Origin of the sequence: Bifidobacterium sp. UTBIF-78 (genome assembly GCF_006408945.1) — a bacterium.
GTDB classification, from domain to species: domain Bacteria; phylum Actinomycetota; class Actinomycetes; order Actinomycetales; family Bifidobacteriaceae; genus Bifidobacterium; species Bifidobacterium myosotis.
In genome coordinates this window covers 22,588-46,581 of the sequence record NZ_JFAO01000031.1, presented here as the reverse complement: position 1 = coordinate 46,581, position 23,994 = coordinate 22,588, and the positions used below count along the sequence as shown (strand labels likewise).

The window sequence follows — 23,994 nt, the reverse complement described above, 5'->3', positions numbered from 1 at the left end:
GGGAATCATCTGCCAAGTGTCGTCTTGCCACAGATTTCAGCCCAGCGGAACCGCACGCCACATCACCGGCCGGACTAAATCACCGCGCTGCCCCTTCATATCGAAAATCACCTATCGAAAATCACCGACCTCCGAAGGAGCCGCCGCCGGAGCCGCCAGACGAACCGCCAAAGCCGCCACCGGAGAAACTGCCACCGCTGCCGAAGCCGATGCCGCCGCCGGAATCGGAGCTGGACGGCGCGGCGGCATCGATGGTGGAGGTGATGTCGGCGAAGCCTGCGGACAGTTGCGAGCCCAAATCACCGAATCCCGGCGCATAGGAGCTGCCGCCGAACAACGGGGTCGCGCCGAATTGTCCGTCGAGTCCACCGGCGGCCCCGGCACCAGCCCCAGCGCCAAGTCCACCAGCACCAAGCCCGTCTCCGCGCGAATCCCCGCGCCCGTACCGGTCGTCACCCCAAGCACCCCAACCGTACGGCCGGTAGGTCCAGTAGAACATGGAATCGGCGGCATTGTCATCGAGCCAACGCGGGTCGGATACCTGCGGATAGGCGCGCGCGAGCTCACGCATCACCTGTTCGGAGATGCCGAAGGCTGCGGCGTAGACCATGTACCAGTCCCATAGCGCCAAGTCGGCGGTACCGCGGTCGGTGAAGTTGGAGAAGTCCTGCATATAGTGCTTGAGGCCCAGGCAACGGCCGGCGAGCTGCTGTCCCTGATCGGTCAGCTCGTGCATCGCGCCGGAGGTCGCGCAGAACAGGCCGACAAGGAATATCGGCAGCCCGGTAATCAGGCCGACCATGCCGTACCCGATGATGACGTTGGCGAGCATCGCGCCGAAACCGAGCACCGCGGCGAGCGTACCGGCGAGTATCCACTGCCATGCCCGCGAGCGGGAGGCGTTGAGCCGCGCGTATTCCATGCCGCACGCGCCGGTGAATTTGCCGAGCTCGAGATACCCGTCGTCCCAACCGACGCAGGCCGCCCGCATCTGTTTGAGGTCGAACACGGGCGCGCCGACGCGCTTGGAGATCACGCTGAGCAGGTGCAGCAGCGCGTCCTCGGACTCGCTCAGCCCCAGTTGCTCCCGGTTGGACCGGTCATCGAGCGCCACCGGCAGAATCACGATGGTACTGGTGGCTGCAGCGGCCTTCCGACGGCCTGGATCGCCGTCGATCATATGGCTCAGCGCCAGCGGGGTGGCCGTGCTCATGTCGATGCCGCGGTACATGTCCGCCGGACCGGGGTAGATGGCGATGGCCTTCTTCACCGCGAGTGCCAGCAACGTGGCGGTGAGTTGCCGGTTGGACAGGGACGTCTTGGACGGCTCGACCACGTCCACGAGTTTGGCGGCGGCGGCCGGACTGATGCCGGGCTGGTCACGCCAATACTCCAGCTCGCCACGGTACTTCGCGCGACGGTTGCTGGTGATGGAGGCATACAGTCCCCACGCACACAGCGCCGCGCCGAGCACGACCGTGGCAATCCAGAAAATGAGTCGCGCGCGGGCCGCGTTGCGCTGGCTCTCACGCCACTGCCGTTCCTGCTCGGCCTCACTGCGCTTGAGCGCATCCAGATGATCGCCTGCGCGTGTGCGGGCGATGCCGCTGTTGCCGTTCGGGGTGACGGCGTAGGCGGCCACCAGATCCAGATAGTCGCCGGACTTGATGTTGTACGCCTTGAAGGTGAGGCCGCCGTCCGCGGCACGAGCCGTTTCCGAAGTGCGCTCGGTGTGCAGCCACGCCCAAGAGTCGTTCACGCTGACGCCTGCGGGGAAGTGCACGGTGCCGCTCACCGTGCCGATCGGCACCGGGTTCGACCGGCCGAACGGCTCCCACTGGAAGGCCGCCACGTCATCCCACTGCGTGGCCACGTCATGCATGGTGAAGCGCACGTCGAACTTCATGCTGTCCGCCTCGTCGGTGGCGGGTATGTTCCAGCCGATTTCCACGGTTTTGACTGAATCAGCGGTATCGGCGGGGGCGAATCCGTCCTCGCCCGGATGATATGGTTTGGGGGCATAGTCGCCGGCGGTCACATCCGCGATGTACCAGCGGTTGGCGTAATCGGAATCCCAAGCCTCGTCCGACACGTCGCTGGGCGACCGGGGTTCGCTTTGCTGCGCATAGTCGGTCCCGCTGGTGACGTTGGTGACGCTGATGTCCGTGATGTCGGTGAGGTTGTCCGCGCGTAGCCGGTACTGCTGGTACAGCTGCTTCCATGGCTTGACGTTGCCGTCGCCGTCCTCGCGCTGCTTGAGTTTCACGTCGATGTGCTGCGTGACCTCGAGATCGCCGGAAGTGGTGACGTTCACGTCATAGTCGAGCGTGCGATAACTCAAGTCCGCGTCATCGGCGATGCTGGGTGCGAACGTGAGCACGGCGAAGATGGAGGCCATCACCAGCGTGATGATGACGCTGAGGATACCCGCGCGGATGAATCGCTTTCCCATGATTCCCTTCCCTATCGTGACTCCGTCGCCAACGTCACATGCCCATCATCATCTATCTCCGGCCGGAACCGCGGCGTCAGAACGCGACCTGAGGCGCTTGGCGGGCGGGCTCGTCGGCCTCGAAATACTGGGCCTGCTCGAAGTGGAAGAGACCGGCGATGATGTTGGTGGGCACGGTCTCGATGGCGGTGTTGAGCTTCAGCACCACGTCGTTGTAGAACTGGCGGGCGTAGGCGATCTTGTTCTCCAGATCCTTGAGCTGGCCCTGCAAATCCATGAAGTTCTGGTTGGCCTGCAATGCCGGATAGGCCTCGGCCGTCGCCTGCAGGTTGAGCAATGCGCGGGAAAGCTGGTTTTCAGCCTCGGCACGTTGCGCCGTAGTGCCGTTCGGATCGGTTGCCGCGGCCACGGCACCGGCACGGGCGGCGGTCACCTGGCTGAGGACCGCGTTCTCATGCGCCGCGTACCCCTTGACGGTTGCGACGAGATTCGGAATCAGGTCGGCACGCTGCTTGAGCTGCACGTCGATCTGCGCCCATCCGTTCTTCACCCGGTTGCGCAGTGTGACGAGATTGTTGTAGGCGCCGATGGCCCAGATGATGATGGCGATGACGAGAACGATGACAACGATGCCGATAATCAGGCCGACGCTCATGTGCGCTCCTTCGTGCGGGGACCCTTCTTGAGTCCAACGATACTACGAGTAGGCCCATCGTCTCGAGAACCCTACGCCGATCGCAGCAACTGCCAGTCGATGACGCGCGGCAACGGAGCCAATTGTTCGAGCGGCAATGCTGTCAGCTGGAAGTCGACTTGTGCTCCGCGCGAGGTCAAGGCGCGACCAACACGGAAGGCGAATTCGGCGCGTGCATCCGCATCCGCAAGGTTTGACGCCGTCGCAACGAATACCAGCCATCCCCGCCCCAGCAGTTTGCTTCGCTTGTCCTGATCGCGCCGCCACTGCGCCTTATCGGTTCGGTGGTGGTCGCCATCGTATTCGATGGCAACCTTGTGCTCAGGCCATGCAAAATCCACCGTGACGGGAGCTCCTGAAGCAAAGGCCATATTCGGGACCGTGTAGTTCAACGTCATCCGTGGTATGCCGTGTGCCTGCAACGTAAGCCGAAGTTCGGATTCCTTCGGAGAATCCGAGCCCGGCTGCATCAGCATCAATGCTCGTATGCACGATTTCCGCCCGCTGAATTTCGGCAAGTGCTCCACGACTCGCACAAGGTCTCCATATGCCACAGCCCTATCCGGCTTCCACGAGGCTACCGTCTGTCTGCTGGCTGCCGTGAGCACAGAGGCTCAGAATCGGGATGCAAGTGCAAAATTGGCGATTCTGCACTTCCGTCCCACTCGAATTCGGGACGCAAACGCAATACCGGCGAAATTGCACTTCCGTCCCACTAACAAGAATTCAAAACCCTTGAAATTCCGCCAGTTTCAAGAACTTCTCAAATAGGTGAGCACAGTGGAAGCGGGACGCAAGTGCAAAAGCAGCCGAAATGCACTTGCGTCCCGCTCTTGCCTCCGCGTTTCCGATATTGACGAATCACCAGTACGTCACGTCCATTGATGAATCAGCATTACCGACGAGTGTACTTGGCACATTCGGCCTTGCTACTCCGCCCCTCAAATCACGGCAAGCCGGCGGGAAGCCAGACCTGATGGGGATACGCAGGACACGAACCATGTCGCGTTATGACGCGGACTGATAGGTTGTCTCGCCCGTAATTGAGGATTTCAGCTGTTGTCTCTTCCCAAGGCATTCACCGCCAACCCGTCCTGCGAGTATGGATGCACTGTGAGCCGACAGGCGAGCCAGCAAACCACGCGCAAATCGCAGCCATATTTGCAGGATAAGCTGGCCCGCAAAGCGGAACTGAGGGGTAGTGAATTCTTCAACGAATTGTTGACGCAGCATACTAGCCCCATATTCGGATTACTATCGCAGCTCCAGACGAACGCACGCACGCAGAGGGTATCTCCCGCCATGTCGCAAGTACCAAAAAGGGCAGCCCATGAAGGACTGCCCTTAATTGAAACGGCTACAAGCCAAAGTGTCACTCAGCCGTAGCGTGTGCATAGCGAGGACATCAGTCCTCGAATGCCAAGCCGTCAAACGGACAACCCGGCGGGCTGTCCGTAGGCGGAGTGAACTGATGGCGCGCTACAAGCGTCAGCGCAGCATCCGCGGGTGGACCTCAGTCCTCGAACGGATCGAAGTCACGGCGGACGCGACGGCGCGGACGCTCGGAACGCTCTTCACGGTCGGCGCGGTAATCGTCGTAGTTGTCGTCAGTGGCGTAGCGCGGGTTGCGGTCGGTGCCACGGCCGCGACCGGAGGAACGGCGCGGACGATCATCACGGTCATCACGATCCGAGGAGCGACGGCGACGCGGACGATCATCGTCACGATCATCAAAATCACGGTCATCCGAACGACGACGACGCGGACGGTCGTCACGATCATCACGATCATCACGATCGAAATCACGATCATCACGATCGGCCGAACGACGACGACGCGGACGATCATCGAAATCATCACGATCGTCACGATCATCGAAATCGCGGTCATCCGAACGACGACGACGCGGACGGTCGTCACGATCATCACGATCATCGCGATCGAAATCACGATCATCGCGATCAGCCGAACGACGGCCACGGCCGCCACGGCGGTCATCGCGGGAGCCACGGCCACCGCGACGATCGTCGCCGCGGTCCTCACGGGAGCCGCCACGGCCACCGCGGGCGGCGCCGGAGTCCTGATCCTCGAAGCCGGGGATGGCCAGGGAGATCTTGCCACGGTCGTCCACGCCCTGTACGACGACCTCGACGGTGTCGCCTTCCTTGAGCACGTCCTCGACGGAGTCGATGCGCTCGCCGTTGGCCAGGTTGCGGATCTGCGAGATGTGCAGCAGACCGTCGGTGCCCGGGGTCAGGTTCACGAACGCTCCGAACGACGTGGTCTTGACGACCTTGCCGTTGTAGGTCTCGCCGGCTTCCGGCACATGCGGGTTGGCGATGGAGTCGATGATCTGCTTGGCCTTCTCGGCGGCCTCGCCACCCTCGGAGGAGATGTAGACGGTACCGTCATCCTCGATGGCGATCTCGGCGCCGGTGTCCTCCTGGATCTGGTTGATCATCTTGCCCTTCGGGCCGATGACCTCGCCGATCTTCTCGACCGGCACGGAGGTGGTGAGGATGCGCGGCGCGTACTCGCTCATCTCGGCCGGGCCGTCGATGCACTCGTTGATGACCTCGAGGATCGTGGTGCGGGCCTCGTGGGCCTGCTGCAGGGCGGCGGCCAGGATGTCGGCGGGGATGCCGTCGAGCTTGGTGTCGAGCTGCAGGGCGGTGATGAACTCGGACGTGCCGGCCACCTTGAAGTCCATGTCGCCGAAGGCATCCTCAGCGCCCAGGATATCGGTGAGGGTCTTGTAGACATGCTCGCCGTTCACATCGCCGGAGACCAGACCCATAGCGATGCCCGCGACCGGGGCCTTGAGCGGCACGCCGGCGGCCAGCAGGCTCAGCGTGGAGGCGCAGACGGAACCCATGGAGGTGGAACCGTTGGAGCCGATGGCCTCGGAGACCTGACGGATGGCGTACGGGAACTCCTCACGGCTCGGCAGCACCGGCACGAGGGCCTTCTCGGCAAGGGCGCCGTGGCCGATCTCACGACGCTTCGGGGAACCGACGCGACCGGTCTCACCGGTGGAGTACGGCGGCATCTCGTAGTTGTGCATGTAACGCTTGGACTGCGGGCCGGACAGCGCGTCGATCTGCTGCTCCATCTTGAGCATGTTCAGCGTGGTGACGCCCAGGATCTGGGTCTCGCCGCGCTGGAACAGGGCGGAACCGTGCACGCGCGGCACGATGTCCACCTCGGCGGACAGGGTGCGGATGTCCTTGAGGCCACGGCCGTCGATGCGGTAGTCCTCGGTCAGAATGCGGCGGCGGACGATCTGGCGCTGCAGCTCCTTGAAGGCGTTGCCGAGCTCCTTGTCCTTCTCGACGTCGTCCATCTCCTCGAACTCGGTGGCGAGCACGTCGCGCACGTGCTCCTTGATCTCGTGGATGCGGTCCTGACGCGGCAGCTTCTCTGCGATGGAGAGGGCCTCGTCCAAATCCTTGTGGGCGATCTCGTCGATGCGGTTGTACAGCTCTTCGGTGTACTCCGGGAACAGCGGGAACTCCTTGGTGGCCTTGGAAGCCTTCTCCTTGAGTTCGTTCTGCGCCTCGCAGATCACCTTGATGAACGGCTTGGCGGCCTCAAGGCCCTGGGCCACGACGGTCTCGTCCGGCTTGGTCTGGCCCTCGTCGTAGATGAGATGCCAGGCGTTCTTGCCGGCGCCGGCCTCGATCATGGCGATGGCGACGTCGCCGTTGTCGATCACGCGGCCGGCGACCACGATCTCGAACACGGCGCGCTCACGCTCGCTCCAGCGCGGGAAGGCGACCCACTGGCCGTCAATCAGCGCCAGACGCACACCGGACACCGGGCCGGAGAACGGCAGACCGGAGATCATGGTGGAGGCGGAAGCGGCGTTCAGGGCGATGACATCGTACGCATCGTCCGGGTTCACGGCGAGCACGGTCTCGACGACCTGCACCTCGTTACGCAACGTGTGCGGGAACAGCGGGCGCAGCGGGCGGTCGATGATACGGCAGGCGAGGATGGCCTCGCTGGACGGACGGCCCTCACGACGGAAGAACGAGCCCGGGATCTTGCCCGCGGCGTACATCTTCTCTTCGACGTCGACGGTCAGCGGGAAGAAGTCGTAGTTCTCCTTCGGGCTGGAGCCGGCGGTGGTGGTGGACAGGATCATCGAATCGTCGTCCAGATAGGCGGCGACGGCACCGTCGGCCTGCTGGGCAAGACGGCCGGTCTCGAAGCGCAGCGTGCGCTTACCGAACGATCCATTGTCGATGACGGCCTCAACGGCCTTGATTTCGGGACCCTCCATAGGGTTCCTCCTTCTGTTTTCTGTTATTCCTACATACTGTCCGCGGCTGCGTGCCGGGCGTCTGGCCTTCCGGCCGCCCGATACCGGTTCGTCTTCGGTTCTTCCGCGCCCCGGTCGTCCCGACCGTGCGCCGATGCGACTGGACCGAAGCTCGCATGCACCGCGATTGTCCTCTTCAGCGGACGTCACATACCCTCGTCGGCGGCGACCCCCTGGCCTCCGCCCCTCGTGTCAACCCGTCTCATTCGGGCTCTCTTATCGGCCGATCCTCGTGTCCACAGCCCTCATGTACTCGATGTACTCGCGCGTCCATGAGCCTGCGGTCCGCGACGGCCTGTTCACTCCCGGCACCTTCGGTGCCCACGGCCGCCGTCTTCCGGCCTATCCTCATAACCCTCTTGCCGTTGTTGCCGTTGGCTGGCGATATGCAAAACGCCCGAGCACCATCCTAGGTGCTCGGGCGGAAGTCTTCAATTATCGACGCAGGCCCAGGCGCTCGATCAGGGAGCGGTAACGGTTGATGTCCACGCGCTTGAGGTAGTCAAGCAGACGACGACGATCACCGATCATGAGCTGCATACCACGACGGGAGTGGTGGTCGTGCTTGTGCTGCTTGAGGTGCTCGGTCAGGTCGGAGATGCGCTTGGACAGCAGGGCCACCTGGACCTCCGGGGAGCCGGTGTCACCTTCGTGCGTCGCGTACTCGTTGATAATCTGGGTCTTTTCTTCAGCCGTCAGTGCCACGGCATCCTCCTTAATTGTGTTCGTTGCGCGGTGATTCGGGTGGGTGTACCCGAAACGCTCTCTATCCGCGGGCGAAATCACGCCAAATGAAAACTATAGGTCGAGGGGCGGACGGAGGTGGATGGAGGCGAATAGAGAGCGCGGTTTGACGCGCTCACGTCATACGGTCGGACATACGGTCGGACATACAGTCATACGGTCATACGGTGGTCAGCACGCCGCCGAACAGCACCACAAACAGGGCGAGTGCCTCAATCGCGAAGTACAGGATGAAGCTCGCCCAGCTTTTCGTCAGCACGTTAAGCGGCGAGGTCTTCTTGATGACCACCAGAAGCCCGACGAAAATCACGGCATACACGGCGACGCCGATCGCAGCGGCGATGATGCCGACGTTCGCCGCGTTCGCCAATCCCGCCTGATCGCCGTACACCACGTATGTGGAGTACCAGAAATTGAGGTTGAGCATGCTCAGGCCCGCCACGAACTGCTCGGCGGCCAGTCCCAGCACGAACACCACCAGCCAGGGCCAGGACGGCGAGACGACCACCGCCATCGCCAATCCCACATAGGTGATGACGACCGTAGACCATCCCACAAGGGCAATGCCACGCGGGTCGATGCCGCCGAGTGCCGCGGTGACGGTCAGCGTGTCGTTGACGGCCAACGAACGGCCGAACCAGTAGGGGCCTACGATGGCGGCCAACACCGCGAGAATCAGGACCGCCCAGCGCACGGGATGCGACCGGCGACGCTCGATGTCTGCCAGAGACAGGTCGGTTTCGGGGATGGAGGGGTCGGGGTGCTTGGAAACCTCGACGGTCTCCACTTTACCGCCCACCACCTCGACGGCTTCGTTCGGTTCGACGGGCGCGTCGGGCAGTGTTGGTTTGATGAGCTGGGCGAGTTCAGACTCGGCGGCGGATGCGGGCGTCGCGGAGGATGATGCAACGGAGGCTGGCGCAACAGCGGATGCGGACGCAGTGGATGCGGGTGCAGCGGCGGCGGATGCGGCAGTTACAGGAGTCGCGTCAGGCGAAGTCACGTCAGGCGCGGCCTCGACATTATTGGGTTCCGTCACGTCCTGACGTACTGCAACATCCCCCTGTTCAGACATCTCAGCCATCTGTTCAGTCATGTTGGAATTCAGAGCATCCGCGGTCTTGTTGGCACGCGCCATACATCCCCCGTCCTGTCCCATCGCGGCGGCCGTTGTCGCTATCGCCGCCGACCGCCGCCGGTTCGTTCATTACGTATCGGTTATATGGTACTCGCGGTTGTGCTGCGGGGGCGATGAAGTCGCGAGACAGCGCCATGCACAAGATTCAAGTCAGCTCGTCTACAGGTTGCGGGAGGAGTCTCTGGAGTCGTCTTCCCGGTCGGCCCCTGCTTCTTCTTGTTGTTGGGTTTTGTCGCCGTGTTCTCCGCCGTCCTCTCTCATTCCTGCATCGAGGATGCCCTTCAACGATTCCGATGCCCGTATCTTCAGGGGGCGCTTCCCAGATTGAATGACAAGGCCCATGTCCATGAGCTCCCCCACATACTTTCTCGCGCTCTGCTTGGATAGGCCGATATGATATGCGGCATCGTCCAGCGTCATGGACTTGGACGAGTCGAACATCTCCTCCTGGATCACGCCGTACAGTATCGAGACCGCTTTCGCGGACAGACCGTGCTTCCGTTCAAGCTGGTCACAAACCGCCTCGCCTTTGCCGAGCCGGTCGACCCTGACCTCGAGTTCGTCGATCAGCTCGTCCTGGGCCCGTTGGATGAACCCGAGGATGGTGTTCACGAAGAACGTGAGCTCGCCGCAGTTCAGCTTGTCCTCCGCTTCCATGAACGCCTTGTAGTAGGCGTTCTTGTTTTCCGCGATGGTGCGGGACAGCGACAACACGGTGGGCACGGTCAGGTCGTGGTTCAGGTATAGGGCCAGGAGGTACCGACCTGTCCTGCCGTTGCCGTCGTAGAACGGGTGAATGTATTCGAACAGGAAATGCGACATAATGGCCGCCGTCAGCCGGGGAATCTCGTCGGAGGTCGCGAGATGGATCATGCTGGTGAGAAGTGCGCTGATGTTGCCTTCGCCTGTGACTCCGTTGTGGATTGCGAGCCCGCGAGGGCCTTGTATCTCCACGTCGCCCTTCCGGAACAGCTCGCCGTCCGGCTTGTCGTTCTTGTCGATTTCGTCTAGCACGACCTTGTCGTAGATGTCGCGGATGTCCGCGATCCCTGACGGCAGTGCGGAGTCCCTGTCCGTGAGGTGCAGATACAGTTTGGCAAATTCACTGAACCTGGCCTTGGCGTCGTCGCCTCCCTTCCTGGCCTTTTCGGCCGCGGCCACGGCTTCCCGGGTTTCCTTGCGGGTGCTGCGTACGCCTTCCATCTCGTTGGTCGCGAACAGTTCCTCGCTGATGGAATGCCGTATGTAGTCCCAGCGCATGACGCCGGGGAACTGGTTCCAGAGCCGGGATATCCGCCGCTCCGCGAGGAGTACCTTCTCCACGAGCAGGGATGTCTCGCGTGGCGCGGCGGCGAACAGTTCGCCCAGAGGGGTGACGACCCCGGTCCTAAATGTGGAGTCCGCCTCGAGCCGTTGCCGAGCAAGCTTCGCATGGTTGTTGAAGGCGTTGTTCGTCCTATCGGCGTGAAATACCCGTGCCAAACTCCTATATTCCATGCCCATTGTCCAAGCATTCTTTCCTGATTTGACCTATAAATTATAGAAACTATAAAATAGAGAGAGGAATAAGTCAAACAAAACTGTTTATAATATAAACAGTATAAATTCTAGACGATTGAAATCATTCCCGATTATTTTCCCGACGTCAGGGAATGGTCTAAGTCAATGTTTCCAATGGTTTTGAACCAGTCCTGATTTCTGGATGCCCCATGCTCGCGTCATTCGTCGATGTTGGAAGCGAGATTGCGGGAATCCTCGTAGGCGGCGAGGTGCACTTCTCCCCGATGAAGCTGTCCCCTACGAATCCGGCGTCATCAAGCAGATGAGACCGCGCCATTACGCTATTTATAAGGCATCAACACCCGCTACGTAGTAGTAGTCACTCAGCGATTCATCATTAACACCCAACAACCACATTCGGTTCCGATATCTTGTTCGATGTGGGCTTCAACGCCTCTTCCTAACTGTCGGTCAGAGGCGACCCTATTAGTCGCCCTATTGGTCGCCCTATCTTGCCTTTCTGCGCTTGATTTTGCATCATGGCGCAGCAGTATGCGGCGTTGCAAGCAGATACACAAAAGGCCGGAAACCCTTGAAATCGTTGGGTTTCCAGCCTTTTCGAGTGGAGCGGATGACGGGAATCGAACCCGCGTAATCAGTTTGGAAGACTGAGGCTCTACCATTGAGCTACATCCGCGTGTGGTCGTCGCTTTTGGCGACTTGGGCCATTATACACATTTCTTCGGGCGTCGCAACCGGCGGCGAGCATAATGGAGCTCATCGGCAGACGGTAAGTATGCGGAATGACAGGGCAATCGCGCACTCGTCGTCTCCAACACGGTCACAGCAGACGGTAAGTATGCGGCGTAACGAAGCAGTCGCGTACTTACCGTCCCTGATGAGCCCAATAGAGACGGTAAGTACGCGCGACCTTCGACGAGACGCGTACTTACCGTCTGCCAGGACCCCACGAAAGGCACCGCGCAGTCAGCGCAATCCGACTCAGTCCACGCACGCCTCACAGCCGCACGAACCGGGCCTCGTACGGCTCGAGATCGACGTCGAACGGTTCGGCGATGATGCCGTCACTGGCGTTGAGGTGCGTGTGCTGGGGCTCGTCGGAGAAGTTGAACAGGCCCACCAGCGTGGCGCCTGCCGAACCGGTATCCGCGCCGACCACATCCACACCAGCGGCATCCACGCGGGCCGCAGCCCCGCCAGCCGCGACACCGGCGACACCAGCACCACCCGCGTCAACCCCGTCACCCGCGCCATCCACCTTACGGACCACGGCAAGCACGGAATCATTGAACGTATCCCACGTACTCACCCACGCATCCGGCGCGAAGCACGGGTCGTGACGCTCCTCGCGCAGTCCTTCCATGCCACGCCATAGACGGTTCTGCAGCGTACCGGACTTCTTGCGCAATGCGGCGGCGGTCCAGTCGAACTTCGACCGATGCAGATTGCGGCTGTCCTCCACACGATCCGGATCGTCCTTGTAATCCCAGCCATTGAGCTGCCCGATCTCGTCGCCGCAGTTGAGCATCGGGAACCCGCGCAGGAACGCCATCGTCTGGTGCATGAGCAGGTCACGCTTAATCGAGGTCTCCAGCAGGGGCCGGTCGTGCGTAATGATCGCCCGCTCGATGCCGGTCAGCGAGGCCGTGGTGCCGCAGCTGCGGGCGTCTCGGGTGACGGCGTCATAGTTGTACAGTTCGCCCATCGACCAGCTGCCAGGCACCGCGCCCTCGTAGAAGTGGTACAGGAACTCCTTGTGCTTGAGCGGGTCGATGCCGAGCTCACGCTCCACGTCCTCATCCAGCCCCCAACCGATGTCGTCGTGGCAACGCAGGTAGTTGACGAACCAGCAGTTCTCGGGCAGGGCGTCGAGCTTGTCGATCTGGGCCTTGAGCAGGCGCACGTCGCGGCTGGCGAGCGCGCTCCACAGGTTTACCATGATGGACACGTTGTACAGCATGTGGCATTCGGGAGCCTCGGGCGTACCGAAGTACGCGGCGAGTTCCTTCGGCGCCATGACCACCTCGCCCTTGAGCACCACGGCGGGGCAGACGCATTCGAGCACGATGCGCAGCATACGCACGATGGTGTGGACCTGCGGCAGGTTGCGGCAATTGGTGCCCAGCTCCTTCCAGATGTACGGCACGGCATCGATGCGGAACACCTCCACACCGAGGTTCGCCAGATGCATCACGCTGCCCAGCATCGCCACCAGAACCTTGGGATTGCGATAGTTGAGGTCCCACTGGAACGGATAGAACTGGGTCATGACCCATTTGCCCATCTGCTCGTTCCAGGTGAAGTTGCCGGGTGCCGTATTCGGGAAGACCTGCGGTACGTGCGCGTCATACTCGTCCGGCACGGTGCGGTCATCGTAGCAGAAGTAGTAGTCCTGGTACTCCGGGTCGCCGGCCTGTGCGGCCTTGGCCCAGCGATGCGAGGACGCGGTGTGGTTCATCACGAAGTCGATGCACAGGCTGATGCCGGCGCGGCGCAGCTTCCTGGCGAGGTTCGCGAGGTCCTCGTTGGTGCCAAGCTTGGGATCGACGGTGTCGAAGTCCTCGACCGCATACCCTCCGTCGTTGTTCGGATGCGGCATCGTGAGCAGCGGCATGAGGTGCAGGTAGGTGAGCTTCTGCTCCTTGAGGTACGGGATCTTGTCGGCGAGCTTCCTGAGATCGCCGGCGAACAGATCGGTGTACATGGTCATGCCGAACATGTCGCCGCGCTTGTACCACTCCGGGTCCTGCTCGCGGGCCTTGTCGAGACGCTTGAGATCGGCGGGGCGGTCGGCGTACGCCTCGGCCATGCGCGCGACGAGCGCGTTGAAGGCGTCGTGATCGTCGTACAGGCTCATGAATAGGCGCTCGAGTTCGGCCTTACGGGACTCAAGACGGGCGGCGAACACCGGGCTTGCGGCGGCACGGGCCGGGCGCTTCCCGGCGGCACGATTGGCGACACGGGTCGCCGCCGCCTTGACGGTGCCGGCCGCGGATTTGACGGATTTGGCGGCTCGGCTCGTTTTCCGCGGTTGAGGCGTCACACCGACTGACGCAGCCGGAGCGACCTGCGACTTGGTCGCGCGCACACCCGTTTTGGCACCACTGACAGCACCGCCCACGGCACCCGCAATCGTCGCATTGACGCCACGCTTGGCTGCGCGGTTCGACTTGGCCTGATGCGTTGACTCACCTTGAGCCATAGGAAACTCCTTCGTCCCTGTTGTCCGCCGGTATCCGTCGCCGGCGTGTTGGGATACACGATATCAAACCGGTTCGATACCGGCAATCGCGGCACGCCGGAATGGCAGGAATGCAAGAACACAGAAAAGAAAAACGCAGGAATACAAGAGCGCAAAAGCGCAACATCAGCCAACGTCAATGATCACCACGGCGGAGGCGACCGGACCATCATGGCTCAGTGAAATATGGACGGACGGGATCGCCGCTACGCCCGCATCCGCTCCCCGGCGCGCAACAACCCCATCTCTGAACGCGAGCGCGACCTCACCGGAGAGCATCACATGCGGCACACCGTGCGAATCATCAAGGACCTCGACCTCGCGCCACGGGAAGTCGTCCAGCGTGAACGGATAGTCGGCCGACCCCAGCGCCTCACACCACGCCTTGAGGAACGCCTCCTTGCCGGCCCATTTGGCGGCCAGATGCACGGCCTCGCCGTCGCCCTTGGACCGCGCCCGTTCGGACGCCTGACGGACCTCACGCACCGAGAACAGCGCGCGCATGCGCGTGCCCGGCTCGGCGAGCTGCGTCGCGAACGCCGATACATCCACCACGTCATGGCCCAATCCGCACACACCCATACGCACCTCTCATCGGCAGAAATCCACTACGACACTTACCTACATGACAATAACCGGAACGACGGTCGCCGCAGCGGCGCGATCACGATTACGCACGATGACCGCCGCCGCCGTCCGCCCGCTTCGTCAGCCTGCCCTGGTCACGCATCCCGGGCTGCACCACAGCCCGCACACTCGAGCCTTCTTCGTACTGCGCGAAAGCGGTGGCGGTATGCATGACCCGGTCAGCACACTTCAATCCAACCAACCATCACACTCCAACCCGACCACACCACCCACGTCAGTCAAATTGTTGACCTGCAAGAACGAATCAAATAACCGTTGAAATTCAAGGCAACACTCGACAATGACACATTTTGTAGTCAAACGTTTGACGTCTTAACTTGGTTAACAACAAACAAGCCAACGAAGGCCGCGCAAGCCACCGCAACGCCGCACGGCACCGATAACCAACCAACAGCCCGTACACCCACATTCGAGGCCCGCCAGCGGTCCGCACGACCGCAAGACCGCAAGACCGGCGCGGACACCGGCGCACCACCAGCGCACGCCCGGCAACCGCAACCAGACGCGAGCAGACACGAAAGCAGCCACAAGGAGGGAACGCATGGTCACGATGAAGCACATCGCCACCCAAGCCGGCGTATCCATCTCCACGGTCTCGCTGGTGCTCAACGGGCATGACGCCGGACGCGTGAGTCCCGAAGTGGCCGAGCGTATACGCGGCATCGCCGAAGGACTCGGCTACCGCACCAACCGACTCGCCAGCGGCCTACGCACCAACCGCAGTCGCATCATCGCGTTCCTCAGCGACGAGGTGGCCACCACGCCGTTCGCCGGCCGCATGATCGAAGGCGCGCAGGACGCCGCCCGCGCCCTCGGATACCTGCTCATCACCGTCGGCATCAGCAACGGAGGCAAGAGCACCGGTTCCGACCGCGAGATCCTGGCGCTCAAGCAGTACGGCACCGACGGATTCATCTACGCGCGCATGTTCAACCAACGCACCCTCTTGCCGCAGTCCCTGCGCGGTTGCAAGGTGGTCGTCGCCGATTCGACCGACGCCACCGATGACGCGCCCAGCATCGTGCCCGATGAGCACAGCATCGGCTTCAAGGCCACCAGCCATCTCATCGACGCCGGATGCCGGCGCATCGCCTACGTGGGCACCATCCACAACATGATCGCCCAGCCGGGCCGCATCTCGGGATACGTGGACGCCCTCGCCGCGCACGACATACCGTTCGACCCCGAACTCATGATCAACGTGGAGTCCGGCAGCGACGCGGCGGCCCGCATGCCCGCGTTCTTCGACCGTCATCCCGATGTGGATGGGTTCTTCTGCTTCAACGACACGCGCGCGTGGAGCATCTACACGGAGGCCATCCGCCGCGGGCTGGCGATTGGCAAGGACATCGCCGTGGTGGGCGTGGACAACCATCAGGTCATCGCCGAGGCGCTCGACCCGCCGCTGTCCACCGTGGAGCTGCCGCATTACGAGATGGGTTACTGGGCCGTGGGCAAGCTGGTCTCGATGATTGAAGGGGCCGAGATCGCGCCGTTCCCGAAGGAGGGCTATCCCGTTGACCGCGTGCCGCTGCCTCCGCTCACCGACCACGCGGCGAAGCTGGACTGCAAGCTGAGAATCAAACAGTCCTGGATGAGGCCGCAGCGCACATAGGCTGGCCGCGCGCGGGCCAGCCCGTGCGTGGCCAGCCTGAGCGATAGCCCATTCTGAATCCCCGGAATCCCCGTCTACCCACGCCTTCCCGGTTCCTTCGGCAAAGAGCCGGTCCACGAGCCTGGCCCACCCGCCTGAGCCACTCCCGGCCCACCCGCCTGCCTCACACTCGAACCACCTATCCATCCGAACCGTCCACATTCCAACATCGAACCGGTTCGACACCCAACACAACTTACCCCTCACCATTCAAGGAAGAACAAGAAAAGAAGGAGGAGCATCATGCCCCACACCATCAGGCGCGCATCCGCCGCAAGGCGCACCGCCAGAAACCGCACGGTCACCCGCGCACTCGCCGCGACGCTTGCCATCGCGAGCCTCGCGACCGTGGGCGGCTGCGGCGAGGCGGCTCGCGCGGCGGCGAAGGCCAACGCCAACGAAATCACCATCTGGACGCATTCGGCCGGCAGCGAGGCCGAGCTCGCCGGCATCCAGCAAATCATCGACGACTACAACGCCAGCCCCGACAAGAAGGCCACGGTCAAGCTGCAAGCCTTCCCGCAGAGCTCGTACAACGACTCCATCATCTCCGCATCCTCCGCGAACAACCTGCCGTGCCTGGTGGACGTGGACCAGCCGAACACCCCGTACTGGGCGTGGGCCGGCATCCTCGAGCCGCTCACCGACGAGGCGCTGCTCGAACGCGCCGACGACCTCATGGAATCCGGCAAGGGCACCTGGAACGGCGACCTGTACACCGTGGGCTACTTCGACGCCACGGTGGCCCTGTTCGCCCGCAAATCCGTGCTCGACAAGCTCGGCATCCGCGTGGCCACCGTGGACGAACCGTGGACCAAGGCCGAGATGGACGACGCGCTCGCCAAGCTCAAGGCCAGCGGCGAATGGACCTACCCGTTCGAAATCGGCACCGCCGACAACAAAAGCGAATGGTATGCCTACGCCTATGCTCCGATTCTGCAGTCATTCGGCGGCGATCTGATCAACCGCGACGGCTACCAAAGCGCCGACGGCGTGCTCAACGGCAAAGAGGGCAAGGCATTCGCCCGCTGGATGCGCGACCTCGTGGCCAAGGGCTACATCTCCTCCAAGGGCGGCTCGGACACCGCGCTCGACTTCGTCAACAACAAGTCCGGACTGCTTTACGGCGGCATCTGGTCGATGAGCACCTTCAAGAAGTACGCCAAGGACTACGACGACATCGTGGTCATGCCGATGACCGACTTCGGCCACGGCTCGGTGACCGGCGGCGGCTCCTGGACCGTGGGCATGACCCAGTCCTGCCCGAACAAGGCCGCGGCACAGGACTACATCCGCTTCTCCCTGCAGGACAAGTACGTCGCCAACATAGCCAAGGCCGGCATGAACATCCCGACCACCGAAGGCGCGCAGAAGCTCGTGCCCGAGTTCTCGGACGGCGGCGACATGCAGATCTTCACCGAAATCTCGAAGAAGTACGTCAAGATGCGCCCGGAGACCCCGGCCTACAACTTCATCTCCACCGAGTTCCGCAAGACCATCGGTGACATCATGAACGGCGCCGACGTGGACACCTGGCTCGACAAGGCGGTCAACCACATCGACGGCAACATCCAAGGCGCCGACGGCTACCGGAAGAACTGACCGGAGAACTGAGAGGGAATCATCATGACCAACGCAACCGCAACCTCCGCGAGCGCCACGAACGCCGCAATCGACGGGCATTCCGACGCACCCGTCGCAACGCCCGTCGCCACACCCGCACCCGCACCGACCCGGCACAAGCGCACCGCCGAACAGCGCCACGAGAACGCCGTAGGCTGGGCGATGCTGCTGCCCGCATCCATCCTTCTGCTGCTGTTCATCGGCATCCCCGTGCTGCTGGCCTTCGGTCTGGCGTTCACCAATGCCCGCACGATCAGCCCGAACCCCACCCGGTTCATCGGCATCGAGAACTTCACCCGACTGTTCTCCGACCCGACGTTCTGGTTCGCGCTGCGCAACGTGGTGGTGTTCGCCGTGGTCGTCGTGCCGGTGCAGGCGGGCCTCGGACTGCTGCTCGCCGTGCTCATCAACAAGCAGGTGCGCTCCTCCGTGTTCTTCCGCACGGTCTACTTCCTGCCCGTGGTGACCTCGATGGTGGTGGTCTCGCTGCTGTGGATGTTCATCTATCAGAACGACGGCATGCTCAATCAGGTGATGGCCAAGCTCACCTTCGGTCACTGGCAGGCCGTGGACTGGCTCAACGACCCGCGTACCGCGATGGGCGCCATCATCGTGATGTCCATCTGGCAGGCCGTGGGCCAGCACATGCTCATCTGGCTGTCCGGCCTGCAGACCATCCCCGGCGAGCTGTACGAGGCCGCCGAACTGGACGGCTGCAGCGCCTGGGAGCAGTTCAAGAACGTGACCTGGCCATGCCTGCGCTCCACGCGCAACATGATCCTCATCACCATCACCATCGCCGCGATGAGCCTGTTCACGCAGATTAACGTGATGACCCAGGGCGGCCCGCGCGACGCCACCACCACCGTGGTCTTCGAGGCCGTGCGCTCCGGCTTCCAGCAGCAGGAGATGGGCTACGCCTCCGCGATCACTCTTGTGTTCTTCTGCATCATCATGGTGATCACCGGCATCCAGCGGCACCTGACCCGCGAGAAGTAAGAGACGAGAGAAGGATTTTACGATGAGCAACGCAACGACCATGGCCGCGCACGACAAGCGCGCGGCGAAGGAATCCAAGAAAGTGGCCTACAAGCACAACCGGCTGTCCGTGGGCGGCTGGATCGTGCGCATCCTGTTCGCCTGCCTGTTCTCCTTCCCGCTGATCTTCATGGTGGTCAGCTCCCTGAAGCCCGACGACGAGATCATGGCCGACCTGGGCTCGATCAAGGCGTTCCTGCCGGTCGGCCACATCTCGCTCGAGAACTACGCGCAGGTCTTCACCCGCGTGCCCGCAGCCACCTTCCTCATGAACTCGGTGATCATCACCGTGGTGACCGTGGTGCTCGGCGTGATCGTCAACTCGATGGCGGCCTTCGCCATCCAGCGTCTCGAGGTGCGCGGCAAGAAGGTCATCTTCACGTTCATCCTTGCCACGCTCATGGTGCCGTTCGAGACGTACGCGATCCCGCTGCTGTGGTGGGTCAACCAGCTGCCGCGCCCGGTGGTGGACCAGTTCGGCCTGTACTTCACCCGTGGATGGATCGACACTCTGCCGGTGCAGATCGTGCCGTTCATCGCCAACGCCTTCTCCGTGTACCTGTACATGCAGTACTTCGAGACGATTCCGAAGGACCTCAACGAGGCCGCCCGCGTGGACGGCGCCGGCTGGTTCCGCATCTACTCGCGCATCGTGATGCCGCTGTCCGGCCCGGCCACCGCCACCGTGGTGATCCTGAGCTTCCTGCCGATGTGGAACCAGTACGTCTGGCCGCTCATGGTGGTGCAGTCCGAGAACCTCAGGCCCGTGATGATCGGCGTGCAGTACTTCCAGCAGATGACCACCTCCTGGGGCCAGATCATGGCCTACAGCTCGCTGATCACCGTTCCGATCATCATCGTCTTCGTCCTCTTCCAAAAGCAGTTCGTCAGCTCCATCGCCTCCTCGGGAGTAAAGGGCTGAGAGTCCAAAGGAAGCCCAGTGGGCTTTCGACGACTCTCAGCCTGAGCGAGACGACAGTCAAGCAAAGGCAATACCCGCCAGAGGCGAGTCCGTAATTGCGGACTGAGCCGTTAAGAAAACAGTCCGGTGGACTGTTTTTAGGCTCAGCCGAGCGACGACAGTCGCGAGGTAGCACTGAGTCTCGCCAGAGGCGAGTCCGTAATTGCAGAATTGAGCCTCGCCGAAGACGGACCTCCCCTAATCCTGAACTGCGAATTCGGCTCCCCTCTTTGAGGGGAGCTGTCAGCAAGGCGACTGAGGGGAGCCCCAGACCAAGCGAGCCTCAGACCGAGAGGCCCCAGCCTCGCCAAAGACCAACCTCCCCTAATCTCCGGGCCACGCCTCGGCTCCCGTCTCCGAGGGGAGCTGTCAACGAAGCTGACTGAAGGAGCCCAAGGTCAACGGCCCCAGCCTCGCCACAAATCAATACTTGCCGGATGGGCTTTCCCTTTTTCACCCATCCGGCATAACCCATATTCGGACGGTGCATACCATTACCCGACAATCCCTATCCAATCCGCCCCGACCACACCGGCGGGCACGTCACCCTTACCCCACCTAACCATCCAGCTCAGCCACATCGGCTGGCACGTCACCCCCGCGTCACCCATCTGGCCATCCACCCCGCCTGACCATCCACCCCAACCGCAATCGAACCCATCCCACCACGGCAAACCGCGCCGACGACCACGACGCGCCCGTCGACAATCCTGATTTTGCCGTATTCCCGACCTCAAGGAGTATGTTCCCATGACCAACATCATCAACGCCGACGGCTACACCTCGTTCGAGGCGTTCGCCGAATACCACGGCGACGGCAACACCCCCGCCACCCTGCGGCTTACTCCCGCGAATCCGAACGTGTCGCCGCTTGAGGCGCATCTCGACGCCGCCGAGCGTCGCAAGCGCATCATCCTGCCCATCGACCCCGCCGAGCACTACACCCTGCATATCGACGGTCTCACATTGGGCTTCGCCTACCTGTCCGGCGGCGAAAACCTGCTGGAGCGCGGCATCCGCATCGTCACGCCGGACACGCGCGCCGCCGCGCACCGCCCGCGCGCCCACTTCGAGCCGGCGCAGCACTGGATGAACGACCCCAACGGCCTGTGCCGCTTCCAGGGACACTATCACCTCTTTTATCAGTTCAACCCGTACGGCTGGCAGTGGGACAACATGCATTGGGGCCATGCCGTGAGCCGCGACCTCCTCCACTGGACCGACCTGCCGATCGCGCTGCTGCCGCAGGACGACCTGCCGCGTGACCCGAAGCTCGCCGGCGGCGCGTTCTCGGGTTCGGCCGTCACCGTGGACGCCGACGGCCGTATCGTGCCGGGCGACGAAGCGAGCGCCATCCGCATCTACCTGACCCGTCATTGGGAGCGCCGTGGAGACCACGATTCCGTGGAGGAGACACAGACGACGGCCATCAGCACCGACGGGCTGACCTTCAGCCCGGAGACCACGGTGATCCGCCGCCCTTCGGAAGACATGGGCCGTGACTTCCGCGACCCGAAGATCGATGACACCCTGTTCGACGGCACGGCGCTGGCCGGAACGCCGACCATCGTGGTGGCCAGCAACCTGCCGTCCGAACAGGCACCCGCCATCGGCGAGGACGGTTCCGCCCCGGTACCTGCGAACCATGAATCCTTCTGGTACGCCGATTCACCGTTCGACAATGCCGGCCAGTGGCAGCCCGACCTGACGCGCACGTCGGCACTTGCCCTGTTCCGTGCCACCGACACCGATCTGGACAAGGCCGAATGGCGTTATGCCGGCCCGCTGCTGTTCGAGACCGGCCTGCCCGAAACGTACACGTACGAGTGTCCGGACGCCTTCTCGCTCGGCGGCACGGCCGTGACAATCGGGTCCGTGATGAAGCTGCGTGACGCCTCCGGACGGTTCCAGCCCATCCGCTGGTACACGGGCGCCATCGCCGGCGACACGGCGGATGCCCCGAAGTTCCGCGTGGACCATACCGGTTGGTGCGATTTCGGCTCCTGCTACTACGCGGTGCAGTCATTCCGCGACCGTCATGCGGCGGCGGACGGCACCCCCGTAGACCGCCGTATCGCCATCGGCTGGCTGTGTGACTGGTTCGGCGTGCGCATCAAGCGCGACGACTACGCCAACGGCGTGATGAGCCTGCCGCGCGAGCTGCATGTGGCGGACGGCCGTCTGACGTCCCGACCGGTTCAGGAGGTCTACGACCTGCTGATCGGCGACGTGCTGGGTGAGATTTCGGTCAAGGACTCCGCGGCTGCGAACGGCATCACGAACAACACCGCAGATGGCAGCGCGGATGGCACCGCAAATGGCGCAGCAGCCACCGACGCTGAAACCCGGCGGTTCGCAGCGCCCAGTCACGCGTATTATGCGGACATCCACCCCAAAGCCGGTTCGGCGTTCTCGATGACGTTGGTCTCCGGCGTTCGCACCCAGCCGGACGGCACAGTCGCCGACGCCACACTGCGTCTGACGAGCGACGGCACCGCGGTGCATCTGACCACCACTGGATTGCCGACCGACGGTTTCGACTACGTTTCCGCCACCAAGCGCGTGGAGCGGGTGGAGGTGTTCTACGATCACGGCGTGGCCGAGGTGTTCGTCAACGACGGCGAGGATGCAGGCGCAATTCTCTTCGACTGCGACAACGTCAACGCCCCGGACTTCAGGACCGAGACGGCCATCAGCGGGCTCGCCGGTTCGGCCGTCGTGCGTGAACTGCGTAGCGCGCGTTAGTCTTGCTCAGCTCACAGCACCGCACACGCGCTTATCAGGATGGGCGTCCGCTCTCGGCGGGCGCCCATCAGCCGTATCGAGGAAACGTAATCGCCTGTCAATCGCCTATCTGCGTTACGAGGGGCTGGTCCGCATCCGAATAACAAGCACAACTGGCGTCTTCGTGGCATTCCCGGCGGGATTAGCCGGAGCGACCAGCCCCTCGTAACGCAGATACGCCCGATTCGAGCCTGTTCGAGCGAGATGGCCACGTCACGAGGGCTGGTCTGTATTCGAATCGCAGCATAACCGGCATCTTCGCGGCGTTCAGCTACTGACCAGCCCCTTGCTGCCCCAATTCGAGCCCATTCAAGCGGGATATCTGCGATATCTGCGTTGCAAGGGGTACTTTCGCCGCTTCCCGGAGACCTATCTGCTTTGCAAGGGGTACCTAATCGTACATATGCCAAGTACGAGCGTTGCAACGACGGCATTCCTACTCGCCATATCGCCCATCAGGTACCCCTTGCAAAGCAGTTACCTCTCCGCAAACCGCCCCAAGTACCCCTCACAACGCAGATACCCTATCTAAATCGACCCGTTTTCATCGCACACACCGCGCTGAGGACAATCTGGAAGTGCCCGCGAGGATCTGGGACCTGTTTCAACACACACACACCGCGTAGAAACTTCTACACCCGACACCGAACAGCCACTGGTTATTGAGCAATCCACATCATTACGGAAACGCGATCGCCTCATCGCACACCGCATAGCGAACGCCAATCGAGCCTTTTGCACCGCTAGTGGTCTGTCTCTAAATAATTGAGGGGTTCAACTTTTCCTCTCCCACAGTCAGCTTCGATGACAGCCTCCTCATCAGAGAGGGCCGATACCACTCAAACAATTGAGAGACGGACCACTAGGCTCGCATTCCGCCCCCTCGCTGCGGCGCAATCCGAGCGGGCTCCCATGGACAGCCCTGCATCAATGCGATCCCCATCCGCAATGGGGTGTATCTGCGCTACGAGGGGCTGGTCCGGAAGCGAATCGCAAACGCAAATGCAATCATCACGGTAATCCAATCGAGATTCACCGGATCGGGCAGCCTCTTGTAATGCAGATGCCCCTCACGCGCACCTCGTCCGGCGACCCACCGGAGGCCACCCATCATGTCATCTTGCCGAACGCAGCAGGCCATCACGGATACAAGCCCCATGTAGGCCTACACC

13 protein-coding genes, 1 tRNA gene and 1 pseudogene are annotated in these 23,994 nt (G+C 62.4%); 5 read left to right on the top strand and 10 right to left on the bottom strand.

The genetic code is table 11. The features are described 5' to 3' along the window. Positions 1-121: 121 nt before the first annotated feature. From BG22_RS07655 to BG22_RS07600, 10 genes and pseudogenes are all read right to left on the bottom strand, one after another. Positions 122-2,452: a DUF2207 domain-containing protein gene (locus BG22_RS07655; protein ID WP_140494600.1), complete on the bottom strand. Its 2,331-nt coding sequence runs from the start codon at positions 2,450-2,452 to the stop codon at positions 122-124. Positions 2,453-2,528: 76 nt separating this feature from the next. After that, complete coding sequence (locus BG22_RS07650) at positions 2,529-3,107, bottom strand: LemA family protein (RefSeq protein WP_140494598.1); 579 nt, start codon at positions 3,105-3,107, stop codon at positions 2,529-2,531. Between the two features lie 71 nt (positions 3,108-3,178). Further along, a pseudogene (locus BG22_RS07645) lies at positions 3,179-3,757 on the bottom strand (hypothetical protein); the annotation flags it as partial. A 902-nt stretch (positions 3,758-4,659) separates the two neighbouring features. Then, positions 4,660-7,431 (bottom strand): polyribonucleotide nucleotidyltransferase, encoded by a 2,772-nt coding sequence (locus BG22_RS07640; RefSeq protein ID WP_140494594.1) that lies wholly within the window; start codon positions 7,429-7,431, stop codon positions 4,660-4,662. A gap of 474 nt (positions 7,432-7,905) precedes the next feature. Next, positions 7,906-8,175, bottom strand: coding sequence for a 30S ribosomal protein S15 (gene rpsO, locus BG22_RS07630; RefSeq protein ID WP_033891585.1), 270 nt, complete (start codon positions 8,173-8,175; stop codon positions 7,906-7,908). A 199-nt stretch (positions 8,176-8,374) separates the two neighbouring features. Further along, on the bottom strand, positions 8,375-9,055 hold the full coding sequence (locus BG22_RS07625; protein ID WP_140494622.1) for a hypothetical protein: 681 nt from the start codon (positions 9,053-9,055) through the stop codon (positions 8,375-8,377). Positions 9,056-9,511: 456 nt separating this feature from the next. Then, on the bottom strand, positions 9,512-10,855 hold the full coding sequence (locus BG22_RS07620) for a Fic family protein (protein WP_140494590.1): 1,344 nt from the start codon (positions 10,853-10,855) through the stop codon (positions 9,512-9,514). Between the two features lie 620 nt (positions 10,856-11,475). Next, positions 11,476-11,549 (bottom strand) — tRNA-Gly (locus tag BG22_RS07615). A gap of 321 nt (positions 11,550-11,870) precedes the next feature. Beyond that, entirely contained in the window at positions 11,871-14,075 is a 2,205-nt protein-coding gene (locus BG22_RS07605; RefSeq protein ID WP_258186274.1) for an alpha-amylase family glycosyl hydrolase, read from the bottom strand. A gap of 165 nt (positions 14,076-14,240) precedes the next feature. After that, the gene (locus BG22_RS07600; RefSeq protein ID WP_140494588.1) at positions 14,241-14,696 is read right to left on the bottom strand and encodes a holo-ACP synthase; all 456 of its coding nucleotides are present in this window, start codon (positions 14,694-14,696) and stop codon (positions 14,241-14,243) included. Positions 14,697-15,303: 607 nt separating this feature from the next. On the opposite strand from BG22_RS07600, the gene BG22_RS07595 reads away from it, so the two are divergent. The 5 genes from BG22_RS07595 to BG22_RS07575 all read left to right on the top strand — a co-directional run bounded on the left by BG22_RS07595 (position 15,304) and on the right by BG22_RS07575 (position 22,783). Then, a complete protein-coding gene (locus tag BG22_RS07595; protein ID WP_140494586.1) occupies positions 15,304-16,377 on the top strand; it encodes a LacI family DNA-binding transcriptional regulator in 1,074 nt (357 codons plus the stop codon). 282 nt (positions 16,378-16,659) lie between these two features. Then, complete coding sequence (locus tag BG22_RS07590; RefSeq protein ID WP_140494584.1) at positions 16,660-18,018, top strand: extracellular solute-binding protein; 1,359 nt, start codon at positions 16,660-16,662, stop codon at positions 18,016-18,018. A gap of 24 nt (positions 18,019-18,042) precedes the next feature. Beyond that, the gene (locus BG22_RS07585) at positions 18,043-19,038 is read left to right on the top strand and encodes a carbohydrate ABC transporter permease (protein WP_258186273.1); all 996 of its coding nucleotides are present in this window, start codon (positions 18,043-18,045) and stop codon (positions 19,036-19,038) included. Between the two features lie 22 nt (positions 19,039-19,060). After that, complete coding sequence (locus BG22_RS07580; RefSeq protein ID WP_181163449.1) at positions 19,061-19,999, top strand: carbohydrate ABC transporter permease; 939 nt, start codon at positions 19,061-19,063, stop codon at positions 19,997-19,999. 789 nt (positions 20,000-20,788) lie between these two features. Next, entirely contained in the window at positions 20,789-22,783 is a 1,995-nt protein-coding gene (locus BG22_RS07575) for a glycoside hydrolase family 32 protein (RefSeq protein ID WP_140494582.1), read from the top strand. The last annotated feature ends 1,211 nt before the right edge of the window (positions 22,784-23,994 follow it).

What these genes read in the sequence shown, in the direction of transcription:
- BG22_RS07655 (WP_140494600.1), bottom strand. Translation starts at nt 2,452, where the DNA reads ATGGGAAAGCGATTCATCCGCGCGGGTATCCTCAGCGTCATCATCACG.
- BG22_RS07650 (WP_140494598.1), bottom strand. Translation starts at nt 3,107, where the DNA reads ATGAGCGTCGGCCTGATTATCGGCATCGTTGTCATCGTTCTCGTCATC.
- BG22_RS07640 (WP_140494594.1), bottom strand. Translation starts at nt 7,431, where the DNA reads ATGGAGGGTCCCGAAATCAAGGCCGTTGAGGCCGTCATCGACAATGGA.
- BG22_RS07620 (WP_140494590.1), bottom strand. Translation starts at nt 10,855, where the DNA reads ATGGGCATGGAATATAGGAGTTTGGCACGGGTATTTCACGCCGATAGG.
- BG22_RS07605 (WP_258186274.1), bottom strand. Translation starts at nt 14,075, where the DNA reads ATGGCTCAAGGTGAGTCAACGCATCAGGCCAAGTCGAACCGCGCAGCC.
- BG22_RS07600 (WP_140494588.1), bottom strand. Translation starts at nt 14,696, where the DNA reads ATGGGTGTGTGCGGATTGGGCCATGACGTGGTGGATGTATCGGCGTTC.
- BG22_RS07595 (WP_140494586.1), top strand. Translation starts at nt 15,304, where the DNA reads ATGGTCACGATGAAGCACATCGCCACCCAAGCCGGCGTATCCATCTCC.
- BG22_RS07590 (WP_140494584.1), top strand. Translation starts at nt 16,660, where the DNA reads ATGCCCCACACCATCAGGCGCGCATCCGCCGCAAGGCGCACCGCCAGA.
- BG22_RS07585 (WP_258186273.1), top strand. Translation starts at nt 18,043, where the DNA reads ATGACCAACGCAACCGCAACCTCCGCGAGCGCCACGAACGCCGCAATC.
- BG22_RS07580 (WP_181163449.1), top strand. Translation starts at nt 19,061, where the DNA reads ATGAGCAACGCAACGACCATGGCCGCGCACGACAAGCGCGCGGCGAAG.
- BG22_RS07575 (WP_140494582.1), top strand. Translation starts at nt 20,789, where the DNA reads ATGACCAACATCATCAACGCCGACGGCTACACCTCGTTCGAGGCGTTC.